General features: G+C 71.0%; 15 protein-coding genes. 6 read left to right on the top strand and 9 right to left on the bottom strand.

Annotation, left to right across the window (positions count from 1 at the left end):
- Nucleotides 1–12 precede the first annotated feature (12 nt).
- Nucleotides 13–675, bottom strand: a complete 663-nt coding sequence (locus tag KXC43_RS52475; protein ID WP_221381887.1) for a sigma-70 family RNA polymerase sigma factor — start codon at nucleotides 673–675, stop codon at nucleotides 13–15.
- Nucleotides 676–743: 68 nt separating this feature from the next.
- Between KXC43_RS52475 and KXC43_RS42185 the strand changes: the two genes are divergently transcribed.
- Complete coding sequence (locus tag KXC43_RS42185; RefSeq protein WP_221381888.1) at nucleotides 744–1,289, top strand: dihydrofolate reductase family protein; 546 nt, start codon at nucleotides 744–746, stop codon at nucleotides 1,287–1,289.
- Between the two features lie 3 nt (nucleotides 1,290–1,292).
- On the opposite strand, the gene KXC43_RS42190 is transcribed toward KXC43_RS42185, so the two are convergent.
- Nucleotides 1,293–2,066 (bottom strand): S1C family serine protease, encoded by a 774-nt coding sequence (locus KXC43_RS42190; protein ID WP_308129513.1) that lies wholly within the window; start codon nucleotides 2,064–2,066, stop codon nucleotides 1,293–1,295.
- Nucleotides 2,067–2,423: 357 nt separating this feature from the next.
- On the opposite strand from KXC43_RS42190, the gene KXC43_RS42195 reads away from it, so the two are divergent.
- On the top strand, nucleotides 2,424–3,425 hold the full coding sequence (locus KXC43_RS42195) for a carbon-nitrogen hydrolase family protein (RefSeq protein ID WP_221381890.1): 1,002 nt from the start codon (nucleotides 2,424–2,426) through the stop codon (nucleotides 3,423–3,425).
- Nucleotides 3,426–3,474: 49 nt separating this feature from the next.
- Here the strand turns inward: KXC43_RS42195 and KXC43_RS42200 are convergent, their stop codons facing one another.
- Nucleotides 3,475–4,371, bottom strand: a complete 897-nt coding sequence (locus tag KXC43_RS42200) for a helix-turn-helix domain-containing protein (RefSeq protein WP_221381891.1) — start codon at nucleotides 4,369–4,371, stop codon at nucleotides 3,475–3,477.
- A gap of 107 nt (nucleotides 4,372–4,478) precedes the next feature.
- Between KXC43_RS42200 and KXC43_RS42205 the strand changes: the two genes are divergently transcribed.
- Entirely contained in the window at nucleotides 4,479–5,630 is a 1,152-nt protein-coding gene (locus KXC43_RS42205; RefSeq protein WP_221381892.1) for an epoxide hydrolase family protein, read from the top strand.
- A 16-nt stretch (nucleotides 5,631–5,646) separates the two neighbouring features.
- On the opposite strand, the gene KXC43_RS42210 is transcribed toward KXC43_RS42205, so the two are convergent.
- From KXC43_RS42210 to KXC43_RS42225, 4 genes are all read right to left on the bottom strand, one after another.
- The gene (locus KXC43_RS42210; RefSeq protein WP_221381893.1) at nucleotides 5,647–8,565 is read right to left on the bottom strand and encodes a WD40 repeat domain-containing protein; all 2,919 of its coding nucleotides are present in this window, start codon (nucleotides 8,563–8,565) and stop codon (nucleotides 5,647–5,649) included.
- A 24-nt stretch (nucleotides 8,566–8,589) separates the two neighbouring features.
- Nucleotides 8,590–9,318 (bottom strand): hypothetical protein, encoded by a 729-nt coding sequence (locus KXC43_RS42215; protein WP_221381894.1) that lies wholly within the window; start codon nucleotides 9,316–9,318, stop codon nucleotides 8,590–8,592.
- Nucleotides 9,315–9,836 (bottom strand): SigE family RNA polymerase sigma factor, encoded by a 522-nt coding sequence (locus KXC43_RS42220; RefSeq protein WP_221381895.1) that lies wholly within the window; start codon nucleotides 9,834–9,836, stop codon nucleotides 9,315–9,317. Before KXC43_RS42220 ends, KXC43_RS42215 begins: the two co-directional genes overlap by 4 nt.
- A 67-nt stretch (nucleotides 9,837–9,903) precedes the next feature.
- Complete coding sequence (locus KXC43_RS42225; protein ID WP_221381896.1) at nucleotides 9,904–10,608, bottom strand: helix-turn-helix domain-containing protein; 705 nt, start codon at nucleotides 10,606–10,608, stop codon at nucleotides 9,904–9,906.
- Nucleotides 10,609–10,820: 212 nt separating this feature from the next.
- Here KXC43_RS42225 and KXC43_RS42230 point away from each other — a divergent pair, with 212 nt between their 5' ends.
- Complete coding sequence (locus KXC43_RS42230; RefSeq protein ID WP_221381897.1) at nucleotides 10,821–11,792, top strand: glycoside hydrolase family 113 protein; 972 nt, start codon at nucleotides 10,821–10,823, stop codon at nucleotides 11,790–11,792.
- 7 nt (nucleotides 11,793–11,799) lie between these two features.
- Here the strand turns inward: KXC43_RS42230 and KXC43_RS42235 are convergent, their stop codons facing one another.
- A complete protein-coding gene (locus KXC43_RS42235) occupies nucleotides 11,800–12,291 on the bottom strand; it encodes an SRPBCC family protein (protein WP_221381898.1) in 492 nt (163 codons plus the stop codon).
- 197 nt (nucleotides 12,292–12,488) lie between these two features.
- On the opposite strand from KXC43_RS42235, the gene KXC43_RS42240 reads away from it, so the two are divergent.
- Complete coding sequence (locus KXC43_RS42240; protein ID WP_221381899.1) at nucleotides 12,489–13,352, top strand: FAD binding domain-containing protein; 864 nt, start codon at nucleotides 12,489–12,491, stop codon at nucleotides 13,350–13,352.
- A complete protein-coding gene (locus tag KXC43_RS42245) occupies nucleotides 13,343–13,606 on the top strand; it encodes a (2Fe-2S)-binding protein (protein WP_221381900.1) in 264 nt (87 codons plus the stop codon). Before KXC43_RS42240 ends, KXC43_RS42245 begins: the two co-directional genes overlap by 10 nt.
- Nucleotides 13,607–13,613: 7 nt before the next feature.
- Here the strand turns inward: KXC43_RS42245 and ligD are convergent, their stop codons facing one another.
- The gene (gene ligD, locus KXC43_RS42250) at nucleotides 13,614–14,777 is read right to left on the bottom strand and encodes a non-homologous end-joining DNA ligase (RefSeq protein ID WP_221381901.1); all 1,164 of its coding nucleotides are present in this window, start codon (nucleotides 14,775–14,777) and stop codon (nucleotides 13,614–13,616) included.
- Nucleotides 14,778–14,836 lie beyond the last annotated feature (59 nt).

Here is a 14,836-nt window from a genome sequence, read left to right on the forward strand (position 1 = left end):
GGTTGCGCGACGTCAGGCGAAGAGCCGGAACAACTCCGGGTCGACGAACGTCACACAGCTTCGGATCAGGCCGTCACGCACGGCGAAGAGCTGGATGGAGTGCGCGCCCGACGGCGTGTACGCCGCCAGTGCCGGGCCGCCGTTGGCCCGTACGGGACGCAGGCGCCAGCCCGTCCCGCGCATCTCGAAGACCCGGCGCAGGAACTCGGCGTAGTGGTCCCGCCCGGCCAGCCAGAGGTTGACCGGCGGCATCTCGAGCTCCACGTCCTCGGCCCGCTGCCGAGCCGGCAACAACTGCAGCGCCGCCACGAAAGCCAGCCGCAGCCCCGCCCGCTGCTGCACCGCGTCGGCCGGATCACCCAGCCGCGCATCGGGAAACGGCTGCAACCACGGCACCTCGGGACTGGGGGTCAGCGCCGCGTACGGGTCATCCCCGGCCGCCCCCAGCCCGCTCGGCAACGGTCTGCGGGCCCGGCCCTCCAGCGCGGTCAGGCACACGTTCGTCGCGATGCGATGCAGCCACGTACGCAGTGAGGCCTTCTCCGCGTCGTACCGGTCGGCCGCCTGCCAGGCGCGCAGCAACGTCTCCTGCACCAGGTCCTCCGCCTCGTCGACGGAACCGACCATCCGGTAGCAGTGCGCGAGCAATTCGCCGCGATAGCCCTGCAGCTCCACGCCGATGAGTTTGCCGCTGTTCGCCGGTAAGTAACAGACGACAAGCCACCACAGGAAGGGACTCCCCCATGGGTGAGGTCATCGTCATTCAGTTCACCACGCTCGACGGCGTCGTCTCGGACCCCGACGGACGCTGGGGCACCGGCCACGGCGGCTGGGCCTTCAAGTACGGGGCCGGACCCGTCAGCGGCGACAAGTTCCGCCTGGGCGGGCGCATGGAGCAGGGTGTGCAGCTCTACGGCCGGCGCACCTGGGAGCACTTCGCCCAGCTCTGGCCGAGCCGCGACACCGGCTACGCAAAACTCATGAACACCGTGCCGAAGCGCATTGCCACGCGTACGCCCATGGACTCCACCCGCTGGGCCAACTCGGCTGTCATCGTGGGCGACCCGCTGGCCTGGGTGACCGGCGAGCGCACCCGGCGCGACGTCATCGTGATCGGCAGCCTGTCCCTGGTGCGTGCCCTGGCCACGGCCGACCTGATCGACGAGTACCGCCTGATCACGTTCCCCACGGTCATCGGAGCGGGCGACCGGTTGCCGATCACCGGCGACTTCCGGTTCAGCGTCGTCGAGCAGGCCGACGCGACCGCCTTCGCCGTCCTGCGCCGCTGACGGCTAGCGTCGCGGCGCGGCTGCTATGCGTTCGGCGGTCACCTCGGCGGTCGACCGGGCGCCGGACCGCTCGTAGGTGATGCGCATCTTCTGGCCGACCTGGGCGGCGAGTTCGGCCTTCACCAGATCCTCCGGTGTCCGTACGGGCTCGCCGTCGATGTCGATGAGGAGGTCGCCGGCCCGCAGTCCGGCCCGCGCGGCCGGCCCGTCGGGGCGGACCGCCTGGACGAACAAGCCGGCCGGGATTCCTTGCACCTGCCGTCCGAGCGTGGGGTGGGCCACGGCGCCGTCCTGGGCGAGCTCGGCGGCGATGGGTTGCATCAGGGCGGTCGGGATGGCGAAGCCGAGGCCGCTGCTGCCGGGATCGCCCGAAGGGGAGGCGCCGGCGGTGTTGATGCCGATCAGCCGGGCGTCGCAGTCGACGAGCGCGCCGCCGCTGTTGCCCGGGTTGATGGCGGCGTCGGTCTGGATGGCTCCGATGAGGTGGGCCGCCGGCGTCCCCTCGCCCGGCACCTTCACGTAGCGATCGGCGGCGCTGACGATTCCGCTGGTCACGGTCGAGGTCAGCCCGAGCGGGGAGCCGAGCGCCACGACGGGCTGCCCGACGCGCAGCTGACCGGAGTCGGCGACCGTCAGGGGCGCCGCGGCCGGCGACGGGCTTTCCGACGCCGTCGCCCTGCGGACCTCCGGCGTTGATCGTGACCACCGACGGGAGGGCCCGCTGCGCGACCTGCTCCACGGCGCAGACGGGGGCGGCCGCGGCGACAGTCTCGGGATCGTTCACCAGCTCCCACACCAGCACGGTGCCCGCGCCGCCGGCGACCCCGGCGGCGAGGGCCGCGGCCAGCAGGACGTACGGGTTCGATGTCGCAGGCATCGCCACCGCCTCTCCTCGTGTCCGGTCGCGTCGCGCGCATCAGTGTGCGGCGACCGGCGACAGGGGCCTCCCCCGGAACGGATGAGGCACTGGTAACGTCGTCGGTGGCGTGGCCCACGCCCAACCTCCGGTGACCGTCCCCGACGCGCGGTCCTTGTCAGAGGCAAAGGGATTCTCATCTCGGGTCGCTGTCCTCGTTCGTTGTCTCGGACGTCTTGGTCGCGCGGGGGATCGACGCACGGGACTGCGGAGGGCCGATGACAGCCAACAGGAACTTCAAGCGCCGGGTGCGTGCCCGCGCCGCCAAGACCGGCGAGTCCTACACCGCTGCGTTGCGGCACTTCCGCGCGACTCCGCCAGGAGAATCGATGCCGAAGAACACTGCCCTGCGACTGTCCGTCGCTCAACTGACCGTCGCTCCCGACCCCGGTGACACGGCGGCCCTGCGCGACAGCGGCGAGCAGATCCGTCGCCTCATGCACGAAGCCCACGCAGCCGGGGCCCGGCTGCTGCACCTGCCCGAGGGCGCGCTGACCTGTCCCGACAAGAGGGTCATGTCAGCAACCGGTCCGCAGAACATCGGCCCGGCCGACTGGAGCCGGGCCGACTGGGCAACCCTGGCCGGCGAGCTCCGGGCGATCACGGAGCTCGCCGGCGAACTGCGGCTGTGGACCGTCCTGGGCTCGGTCCACCGGCTGACCGCGCCACGCCGCCCGCACCTCAGCCTGTACGTCATCTCGGACAGCGGCACGATCGCCACCCGGTACGACGAGCGGATGCTGTCCAACACCAAGGTCAGCCACCTGTACACCCCCGGCTCGGAGCCGGTCACGTTCACCGTCGACGGCGTACGTCTCGGCTGTTCGCTCGGCATGGAGGCGGCCTTTCCCGAGATCTTCGGAGAGTACGAGCGCCTCGATGTCGACTGCGTCCTGTTCTCGACCCATGGCCCGGGGACGGCCGTCAACAACGGCCCGTTCGCCCTGCAGGCGCAGGCGCTGGCCGCGGCCAGCAGCTACTGGGTCAGCTACGCCGGCACGGCTCAGGACGCTCCGAACGCCCCGTCCGGCGTCGTCGGCCCCAACGGCGACTGGCTCACCCGCTGCCCACCGGAACCCGTGCCCGCCATCGCCACGACGGAGCTCGACCTGAGCACCGAGAACTACGCACGCCCGTGGCGACGGGTGGCCCGAAGCGGTCTGTACGCCCAGCACCAGGCGCCCGACGACCCCAGAAGCCTCGACCGGGTCAATCCCTGACCATCTCGATGTCGCCGGCCGGCACCCCGCCGGTCGGCGACACCTCACCTCACACAGGCTGGACGATCTCGGTCTCCCACGTCGCCGGGTCCGGGTGGTCCCCCGGATCGGTCAGGTACGTCTCCCGGGGCGCTCCGGCCGCGGACAGTCCCTGGTCGCGCATCCACTTCTCGATCTGCTGGTAGGACTCGGGCAGGCCGTCGTAAGGTCCACGATGGATGGTGACCACGGCGCGACCCGCGGGGATGACGATCGCCTCGATCCCGTCCGCGAGGACGGCCGACGGCGGCTCGGCGACGGTTATGCCGCTCTCCATGACGAGCGACCCCATCCCCACCTCCGGGTAGCGGGCGAACGGCGGCCCGGCGATCGCCAGGCCCTGCCGCTGGGCGTAGTCGAACACCGCGGGCAGGCACTCGGCGAGCGCGGTCGCGATCTCGTCGCGCGTGACCCGGCGGCGTATCACCAGGGCGTGGACGGTGGGCAGGTCACGAACCGAGATGTCCAGGGGCACAGCGGTTTTCCTCTCGGTGATGCTGATGCGATAGAGGCTGACGCAGGGTGCCGCCGACGTCACCGTCGAGGCGTGTACGGCGGCGATGTTCCGCCCGGGAACGGTCAGCCCGCGGGCGCGGTAGCTCTGCGGGCTGCGGCCGAGGTGGCGGGTGAACGTACGGGTGAAGACCTCGTGACTGCCGAAGCCGTGGTCGAACGCGATCACCGACACCCGGCGGTCGCCGGTCACCAGTTCGCCCGCGGCCCGGGCCAGCCGTACCCGCGTCGTGTAGGCCTTCGGCGTCTGACCCGTCAGCCGCCGGAACCGGCGGTGCAGATCGAAACGCGATCGGTTGGCCCACCGAGCCAGGGCGGGCAGCGAGACGTCCTCACTCAGCCGGGAGTTGACGACGGCGAGGAGTTGCAGCAGTTCGCGGGTGGGCGACGACACGATTGGACGCTACCAATCAGGTCCGGCCACCGGTTGACGGTTCTTGCGCAGCCGGAGCACCGGCATCCGGACAGGAATTGGCCTGAAGGGGTTTTAGCGTCGCTCGCATGACGAACAGCCAATCGGACGTCCGCCCGTTCCGTATCGACATTCCGCAGGCGCAGCTCGACGACCTGAAGGCCCGTCTGGCCAACACCCGGTGGCCGGACGAGCTGCCCGGGGTCGGCTGGAGCCGCGGAGTTCCCGTCGGATACCTGCGGGAGGTCGCTGACTACTGGCGCACCGGCTACGACTGGCGGGTCCAGGAAGCGGCGCTCAACCAGTACCCGCAGGGCCTGACCACCATCGACGGGCAGAACGTGCACTTCCTGCACGTGCCCTCGCCCGAGCCGGAGGCCAAGCCGCTGGTCCTGTTGCACGGCTGGCCCGGCGGGGTGGTGGACTTCCTCGACGTCATCGGGCCGCTGACCGATCCCCGTAGCCACGGCGGCGACCCCGCCGACGCCTTTCATCTGGTGATCCCGTCGCTGCCGGGATTCGGGTTCTCCACCCCGCTGGCCGGGCCGGGGATGAATGCGACCCGGGTGGCCGGGATCCTGGTGGCGCTGATGGCCCGGCTCGGGTACGACCGGTACGGCGTACAGGGCTACGACTGGGGCGCGTGGATCGGCCCCAAGCTGGGCGAGCAGGACCCGGAGCGGGTCATCGGCGTCCACCTCACCGCGATGGTCACCATCCCGGTCGGCGCCGACGGCGAGATGGACGGCCTCAGCGAGGTCGACCAGCAGCGGTGGCAGCGCATGCAGGACTCCAACGACGGCTACCTGCGCTGCAACAGCAAACGCCCGCAGACGGTCGGGTACGGCCTGACCGATTCCCCGGTCGGGCAGCTCGCCTGGATCGTGGAGAAGTTCAAGGAGCTCACCGATCCGGAGGAGGGGCTGCCGGAGGACAGCATCGACCGCGACCGCATCCTCACCGACGTCTCGATCTACTGGCTGACCGGCACCGCCGTCTCCGCCGCCCAGATCTACTACGAGGAGTTCTCCGCGAGCGCACCGAGCAGCGCCGGCCGGCGCGGGACCGTGCCCACCGGCGTCCTCGTGTCCGGTCAGGACCTCGCGATCCGGCCGTGGGCCGAGCGTGACCACCACATCGTGCACTGGACCGAACTCGGCAAGGGCGGGCACTTCCTCGCCCTGGAAGCGCCCGAGCTGCTGGTTGACGACGTCCGCACGTTCTTCCGAAAGCTACGGTGACGGGACGCCTTCGCGGTCAGCGGAAGCGCTCGCCGGTGTCCAGGTTCCAGAAGTGCAGGCCGTTGCCGCTGTCGCCGGAAGCGACGATCATGCGACCGTCGATCTCGGTGGCGGCCGAGCAGGTGACGTAGGCGCCGTGCCCGGTGTACTCGAAGTCCTTGATGGCGGGACCGCCCTCTTGGTACGGGTCGATGACGGCGACCGAGTCGTCCGCCGCCACCAGCACCACGGTGCGGGTGGCGGCGCGGGCGACGGTTGCGTGCTGACTCCATCCCCGCTTCGGCCGGTACCGTCTCAGCACCGTGCGCGTGGCGACGTCGATCACTCGCACGTCCGCGGCTTCCGCCGGGTGGTACAAACTTCCGCTTTCGAAGGCGTCGAGGCCCTGGACGACCACGAGCCGTCCGTCCACTGTCGCCAGAGTACCCAGGGTGTCCGACTCCTCCGGCACGGTCATGGGCCCGTACAACGGCTTGCCGGTGAGCGCGTCCCACAGGGTCAGCGCCGAGTCGTCATCGGAACCGTCGCGGGCGATCGTCAAGGCGACCAGACGCCCGTCGAGCACGCCCAGGTCCGTGCGACCCGTGGGGGCGCCGGTACGCAGTTCGGCCTGAGGTTCGCTCGTCACGGCGTCCCAGACACGCAGAACTCCGTCCGCGGTGCCGGCCCCCACTACCGGGCGGCCGCCGACGTCGGCCGTACCGAGCCCGCTGACTCCGGCGCCCAGCCGGGCCAGCGGCTCGCTGTGCGGGGCACCGGCGCGAACCTGCCAGCGCAACACGTCACCGACCTCATCGGCCGTGACGAGGATGTCGCGGTCCGGACCGGCGAACGTGACGTGCGTGACCGCGGAGGAATGATCGGTGAGCGCCGGGCCGAACGAGCGCCCGGTGGCCGCGTCCCACAGGCGCACGGTCCGGTCGGCGCTGCCCGAGGCGAACACCGGCCGGCCCGCCCACCGCCCGGCGGCAACGGCGCGGACGGCATCGGTGTGTCCGCTGTCGCCGGCGGGGGCACGCAACCGCCACATGCGCGGCGGATCGCTGCGCGTGTGGGACACCACAACGGGTTCGCCGTTCCACTCGGTCACCCGCACCGCGCTGATGACCTCGCTGTGTCCGCTCCACGGCCCACCGGCGGATGCGCCGGTGGCGACATCCCACACTCGTACGGTGTTGTCATAGCCGCCCGAGGCGACCACGGTGCGACCGTCCGCGACGCCGAGAGCCAGCGCCGTGACCCGCTGGGAGTGGCCGGCCAGGGGTGGCACGACGGCGTCGCCGGTGGCCGGGTCGAACACGTGCACCTGCTGGTCGTGGCCGCTGACGGCGAGCACCGGGCGGTCGCCGATCCGGCCCGCGGTCAGCGCCGAGATGGACTTGCCGACGCCCCGGTACGGCCGGCCCAGTGGTTCGCCCGTGGCGGCGTCCCACGCGTGGACTGTGCGGGCAGTCGCCACGGCCACCGCCGTACAACCCTCGATCTCGGTGAAAATCACGTCGCGCGACCCCGGGCCGTCGGCCATGACGTGCTCCAGCGGGATCCGGCAGACCACCGCATCGGCGCCGGGATCCCAGACGTCGAGGCCGGTGCCGGACACGAGGGCGATCACGGTCCGCCCGTCCAGCTCGCCCGCCGCGGAACGGATGATCCCGTCGGCGGACCGGTTCAGCTGAGCCACCGGAACACCGGCTCCGACGTCCCACAGGCGCATGGGCCGCCCGCTCAGAACGGCGAGGGCGCGGCCGGCCCGATTCAGGGTGCCCAGGATCCGGGAGCTCACCGGCCCGCCGTAGAACGGACTGCTGAACTCCTGTCCCGTCCGCACGTCGAACAGGCGCAGGCTTGCGTCGGGGCCGCCCACGGCGACGGTGGGGCTGCCATCGACCAGGCCGAGCTCGGCTCGCCACACCGCGTCACCGGCCAGTGCCGTGCGGCGCCGGCCGTCCGATGAGGACACCCACAGCTCCGCCGATCCGCCGTCGACCGTGACCGCGGCGAACCCGTCGTCTAAGCTCGCCAACGCGACCTGCCGGCAGTCACCCTCGTACCCGGCGAAGAAGTCCGGGAGCACCTGTCGCCCGGTGACCGGATCCCACAGCGTCGGCGGCGATCCGGACCCGGCGGATCGGGCGACGAGCAACAGCGGCCGCCCGTCCGACGTCGCGAGATCGATCTCCCGGACGTCGTCGCCGGGCGGGGCCGTGTGAAGCTCGACGCCGGCGATCGGATCCCACAGCGTCACCTTGGTGTCGTGGTGCGAGTCGAGGAACGCGACGAGCAGCCGGCCGTCGTGCTCGACCGCCGTCAGCCGGTAGACGCTCATGCAGAAGTCGCACGGAACCGGGTGCCCGAGCGGCTCGCCGGTCAGCACGTCGTACAGCTGAAGCGATCGGGCCGACTCCTCCGCCATCAGCAGGAGCCGGCCCCGGTACGTCGCGAAGTGCCGGCCGTTGATGCGTTCGTGCCGGACGATCAGCGCGCCCGTCGCCACGTCCCAGACCGCCAGGCCGGATCCCGTCGTGATCACCAACGGCTGCCCGTCGACCAGGGCGAGTGCCAGCGACCTGATCGGGTTCGCCTGCCGGATCGGCACGCCGACCGGCGCGCCCGTGACCGCGTCGCGGACGACGACGGCGCCGTCCTGCTGGCCCAGCGTCGCCAGGAGGCGCCCGGCGCCCACTGCCAGGACCTCGTGCCGTGCGCGTCGCAACAATGAACGATCAGGCAGCACCGTGCCGGTGGACAGGTCGACGGCCTTGACCAGACCGGAGTCGCCGTCCGCGGCCGGCATCGCCAGCACCGCACGCCCCCGCACGGTGACCAACGCCGCGTCCTGCGTTTCGTCGATCCCCTCCCGCAGAACCAGATGCGGTGCGGCCACGGGATCCTCGACCCACCCGGACTTCGTCGAGAGCGACTCCAGTCGATCCATCGCGGCAGCCTACCGGCAGCCGCGTCAGCCGCCGGAGGACAATCGGGTGCCGTCCTTGTCGTAGGCGGTCAGACCGGTCAGCTTCGCCGGCGGCTGCCCCTGAGCGAAGTCGAACCAGAAGATCTGCATCTGGTCCGCCGGGGCGAAACCCTGCCATGCCGTCCGGTGCGCTTCGACGGTCCGGCCGGTAGTGGCGTCACGAGCAGTGATCCTGGTGGCGTCGCCGACGTAGTAGCCGAACGTGGGCGTGGTGCGGCCGTCGAGCAGGCGCCCGGCCTCGACCGCGTGGAAGCCCGGCCGCATCCGGCCCGCGCCCGGGTCGCTGCTGACGATCTCGATGCGGAAGTCGTCGATGGTGACGGTCTTCGTGCGCCCGAGAACCAGCGTGAGGGTGCTGTCCAGATCGTCCGGGGCGGTCGTCTCGACATAGATGATCCATTGACGTCCACCGGCTTCCCGACCGGTTTCGACGACCGTGCCGAGGACGCCGGGGGCCGAGGAGTTGACGGTCGACGGCATCGGCGCCGACGGGCCGGCTGCCGGGAGCCCGCCGGCTGGGCCGCCCAGACCGGCCAGCTGGTTGCCACCGATCAGCAGAGCGGTCACCGTGAGCGCGGACACGCCGCCGACGACGTACCGGCGGCGACGGCGCATCCGGCCACCGACGGTCATCACCTGCGCCAGGTCCAAGGGAGCAGGCGCGAAGTCCGGCGGCGAGTGCATCGCGTCCTTCAGTTCTTCCAGCTGCGTCATAGCCCTGCTCCGGTTTCTGTCTCGAGGCGCAACGGCGGCACGGAGCCGGCCGTGATGCGCAGTTTCGCCAAGGCTCGTGAGTTGAGGCTCTTCACCGTGCCCGCCGACAGGTCGAGCTCACGGGCCACCTCCGCCTCGCTGGCGTCGAAGAAATGCCGCAGCACGATCACCGCCCGTTCCCGGGGCGACAACGCCTGCAACGCACCGATCAGCCAGCGCCGTTTCGCCACGACGTCGGCGATGTCGTGCGGCGCCGGCTGTTCGGGCATGGTCTCGGTCGCGTACTCCCGCATCGGGCGGCGCCACTGGTCGATGACCAGATTGGTGAGCACCTGGCGGGCGTACGCGTAGGGGTCCTTGCGCCGGACGCTCCCCCAGGCGGCGTACACCCGGACCAGGGTGGCCTGGGCCGCCTCTTCCGCCTGATGACCATCGCCGGTCAACAGGTACGCCGCACGTTGCAGACGCACCGAGCTCGCCCGGGCGAAAGCGACGAAGTCGTCGTCACCACGTGTCATACGAGGCCCCTGTCCGTTTCATGAGCAGCAAGACGAGCCAGGGCCGCATTCGGTTGCATCCGTGCCCTCAATCACCGCTCGCGGACGCCCGGTGCTGTTCCGCGAACCGGATGATGGTGTCGCCCAGTTGTTCGAGGAACCGGCCCGCCATGGCCAGCCGGGCCCCGGCGGCGGTGCCGCTCCCCAAGGTGTCGGCGCCGCGCAGCACGGTCGCGGCCAGCCGCTGGTTGGCGCGTACGTTGACCACAGCGGATCGGACATCCGCGTCCTCGTCGAGGAAGTACCGGTGGCGCCGGCTTCCGCCGTCACGGCCGCGGCGTATCAGGCCGTGCTGTTCCAGCAGCCCGACCGCGAGCGAGATCGTCGCCGGGCTGACCCGGAGGCGCCCCGTCAGCTCGGCGGTGGTGGCGCTGCCGGTCTCCGCGGTGAACAGACAGGCCAGCACACCGGCGGCGGTGCGGGGCATGCCGGTGTCGATCAGGGCCGCGGTGAGATCGGTGACCAACGCGGTCCGCGCCTCCGCAGCGGGGCCGGCGGGGACACCCCGGGCTTCCGGGGCGGAAGCGTGCGGTCGGCGCCGGGCGCGACGGACAGTGGCCAGCTGCGCCAGCTCCGCGCGGTAGCGGCCCGGCCCGCCGTTGCGAGCGACCTCGCGGCTGACCGTGGAGGTCGGCCGGCCGAGATCGCCGGCGATCTCGGCGAAATCGCGCCCCTGCGCCAGCCCGGCGGCGATCCGCTGCCGGTCGGCGCTGGTCAGCCTGCGTCCGGGCATCTCGTCCACCCTCCTTCCGTTCCGCTGGACAGCAGTGTGGGCGCCGGCCGTCGTCCGTTGCAATGCCCGTGCGTTCGTCGACATCGTCATTGCAATCGCAAACATGCCTGCGAGCAGCGAGGACGCCGAGCCTTGATGCGTGCCGGGTGGAGCGCTATTCGACTGGCGCCTAACGTTCGGTTACCTGTTCGACGACCCGAGAAGGAGCATTCTTGCGTGCCAAGGGCATCACCTACGACACCGGATTCACCCCCGGTGGGCGGAGCACCCGGCCCGGCTTCGACCCCGCCGCAGTCCAGCGGGAAATGCGGATCATCGCCGACGATCTGCACTGCGACGCCGTCCGGATCAGCGGTGGCGACCCCGAACGGCTGTCCGTCGCGGCCGGGCACGCCGCCGACGCCGGGCTCGAGGTCTGGTTCTCCCCGTTTCCGTGCGAGCGAACCGCCCAGGAGTTGCTGCCGTACTTCACCGACTGCGCCGACCGGGCCGAGGCCGCCGGCGCCGCGGTCTTCGTCGCCGGGTGCGAACTGAGCCTGTTCAACTCGGGCTTCCTGCCCGGGGCCGACGCCTTCGCCCGGATCAGGTCCCTGGCCGACGGCGACCCGGCGGCGGTGGGCCGGCTCGCGGACGCCTCCGCCGCCGTGAACACGCTGCTCGCCGACACTGCGGCGACCGTACGCCCTCGGTTCCACGGCAAGATCACCTACGCCTCCGGAACGTGGGAGGACATCGACTGGACGCCCTTCGACATCGTCGGCGTCGACGCGTACGTCGATCCCGACAACCCCGGCTTCGGGGCGGCTGTGGAGCACTTCCGCCGACACGGCAAACCGCTGGCGGTAACGGAATTCGGCTGCTGCACGTACCGGGGCGCGGCTGCGCGAGGCGGCATGGGCTGGGACATCGTCGATCACGACGCCGACCCGCCCCGCATTCCCGGCGACCACGTGCGCGACGAGGAGGAGCCGGCCCGATACCTCCGCCGCCTGATCGGCGCCTTCGATCAGGCGGGCGTGGACACCGCGTTCTGGTTCACCTTCGCGAGCTACAACAGCCCGTACCACCCCGATCCGCACCTGGACCTCGACATGGCCGGGTTCGGGGTGTGCAAGGTGATGCCCGACGGTCGTCTCGAACCGAAGCAGGCCTTCCACACCATGGCCGAGCTGTACGGGAGGTAGCGGGTTCTCAGCTCTTCGCTTCGCGGACGTCCTGTCCGTGCTCGGCGAACGCCTTGAAGTCCCGCATGTGCCGAAGCGACTGCTTGCGGAACATGCCGGGCATGAGGAGCCCCACGAGTCGCATCAGCAAGCCGCTGAACCGGTACTCGTTCTCGCTCACCCAGAGCGTCGTCTCCGGGCCGGTTTCGGTCAGGCGTTCGCGCGCGGCGCTCCACATGCCCGGGCCGGCGATCTCGCGCTCGAAATGGACGACGCTCCCCCGCGGGATCTCGTGCAGGTCCACCGGTTCCCGCCGCGTGATGGTCTCGGTGCACTCGAACTTCTGCCGGCCCGTCTGCAAAATTACTCGCGACTTGGTGCCGACCTGCCCGTGCACCCCGCTCAGCGGCTCGTGCAGTACCAGGCCACGCAGCCACTTCGGCAGGTGTGCGGGGTCGGCGAGCAGCTGGGCGACCCTCTCACGCGGCAGGGCGATCTCCAGCGACACGGTGTACTTCATGGCGGCATGATATCAGCACGGCCTTATATAAGTTCACAGCGAATTGTCGTCGCGATAGCCTCGTCTCGCGTCCACATCGCGCGCCCGGCCGAGCCGCTCCCCGACATCACCTTTTCGGGGGCACAGTGGGGTTTCAAGGTTTAAGGACACGCGCGCCTGTCCATACGGCACCACAGATGTGGTGGAGGAGCGGTGCAATGAAGACTGCAGCTATGGAGTACGTCGTCGCGAGAAGTGTCGGTGAGGTGATCGACGCGCTGGCCGATGGGGAGACATCGGTGCTGGCCGGGGGTCAGAGTCTGGTTCCGGAAGTGACACGCCCGGGCGCGCAACCGCGCCGGCTGGTGGACATCAACCGGATCGACGGGCTCGACACCCTGGTCGAAACGGACGGGTACCTGCGTGTCGGAGCGCTGGTCCGGCACCGGGCGTTCGAGTCCGACACGGTCGCCGGGCCGCTCGGTGACCTGTTACGGGTCGTGGTGCGCCACATCGGACACCCACCCATCCGTGCCCGGGGGACGATGCTCGGCAGCCTCGCCTATGCGCACCCGGCGGCCGAGTGGCCGGCCGTCGCGGTCACCCTCGGGGCGCGGCTTGTGCTGGACGGGCCGGACGGGCGCCGGACGGTGACGGCGGAAGACTTTTTCACCGCACCGTTCGTCACCACCCGCCGGCCCGAGGAACTGCTGATCGAGGCACAGCTGCCCGTGCTGCCCGACGGCACCGGCATCGGCTACGCGGAGAACCGCCGCAACTCGATCTTCCCGCACGCGGCGGCGATCGCGGCAGTCACGGTGACCGACGGTGTGGTCAGCTCGGCAGCGATCTGCCTGGTGAACTCCGGGCCCCATCCGGCACGGGCCGGCGCCGCCGAGGATGCGCTGCTCGGGACCACGTTCTCGGACACCGCCATCGCCGCCGGCGCGGAAACCGCGGCGGAGAGGGACACCCGCCTCCTGTACGACGATGCCCGATCGCCGGAACAACGCCGAGCCTTTCGAGTGCTGGTCAGCCGAGCGCTTCGCCACGCTCGAGAGGGAGCCCGCCGATGCGGGTGACGCTGACCGTGGACGGAACGCGTCATAACCTGGAGATCGGAACCGGCCGCACCCTCGCCGACGTGCTGGGAACAGAATGCGGCGTCCCCGGGTGCCGCGTCGCCTGCCCGGACGGCACCTGCAACGTCTGCGCCGTGGTGGTGGACGGCGACGCGATCCGCTCCTGTCTGATGCTGGCCGTGCAGGCCGGCGGCGCCCAGGTCAGCACGGCCGGCGACCGTGGCCTGCCGCATCAGCGCGCAGCCGAGAGGTAGACCCTTCTCAGGCGGCGCCCGAGGCCGAGGACTGGCGGGCGTCGATCAGGTCGCCCAGGTGGACGCCGGCCTCCTCCAGCAGACGCTGGACGGTGGCGATGGACAGGCCGTCGACGATGTTGTCGCCGTGGATCAGGCGGTAGAAGTCCTGGCGGTTCCGGCGGACTGCTTCCACTCGCCAACGGCCGTCGGGGGTCTGCATGGCGCCGATCACCGTGCCCTGGGAAGGGGGTGGGATCGGTTCGGCGGCGCGCCGGATCGAGGAGGCGGCCCGGTCGGTGCGCAGGCCACGCCATGAGGGGTGGCGCAGGCGGCCGTCGGGGGTCCAGTTGCGGAACGCCACCTCGCCGATCAGGCAGGGCTCGACCCAGTGGGCGTGGCGGGCGTGTTCGCGCGGAACGTCGCCGACCGGCGGGCTGGTGCGAGCCAGGGGGGCCATTTCGTTCTGCAGGTGGGTCAGGGCGGCGTCGGTGAAGCCGGTGCCCACGTGGCCGGCGAACACCAGGCGGTCGTGGTCGTCGTGGACGGCCAGCAGCAGGGAGCCGATCGTGCCGGAGCGCCGGCCGGCACCGGGCTTCCAGCCGATGACCAGCACCTCCTGCGTCTTGACGAGCGGCACCTTGGTCCAGTCGGCCGAGCGTTTGCCGGGGCGGTACGGGGAGGCCAGGCGCTTGGCGACCACGCCTTCCATGCCGGCCAGTTCGGCGGCTTGCAGCACCGTACGGCCGTCGACCTCGAGGAATCGGACGGGCACCCGGACGTGCTCGCTCGTCAGGTCGAGCTGGGCGAGGCGGTCGCGCCGGGTGGCGTACGGCAGGGCAGTGAGATCTTCGCCGTCGAGTTCGAGCAGGTCGAAGACGTAGTAGAGCACCGGGACGCTCGCGACCAGCGCCGGGCTCGGGATCGCGACGTGCATGCGCTGCTGCAGGCGGGCGAACGAGGGGCGGTCGGTCTCGAGCGCGACGACCTCGCCGTCCAGCACCGCGCTCCGGCCACCGAGCAGCCCGGCCAGTTCACCCAGCTCAGGGTAGGTGGCGGTGATGTCGTTGAGGTTGCGCGAGAATGCTTCAACCCGGCCCGAGCGGACGTCGGCGATGGCGCGTACGCCGTCGTACTTGAACTCGAAAGCCCAGCCCGGGCCGGCCGGCAGAGCGCCGGCGGCCGCGAGCATCGGGCTGATCACAAATACCAGTCATGCGCATAAAGTCCGGGGCGGCAACCGGTACGCGG

Origin of the sequence: Paractinoplanes polyasparticus, assembly GCF_019710575.1 — a bacterium.
Lineage (GTDB): Bacteria > Actinomycetota > Actinomycetes > Mycobacteriales > Micromonosporaceae > Actinoplanes > Actinoplanes polyasparticus.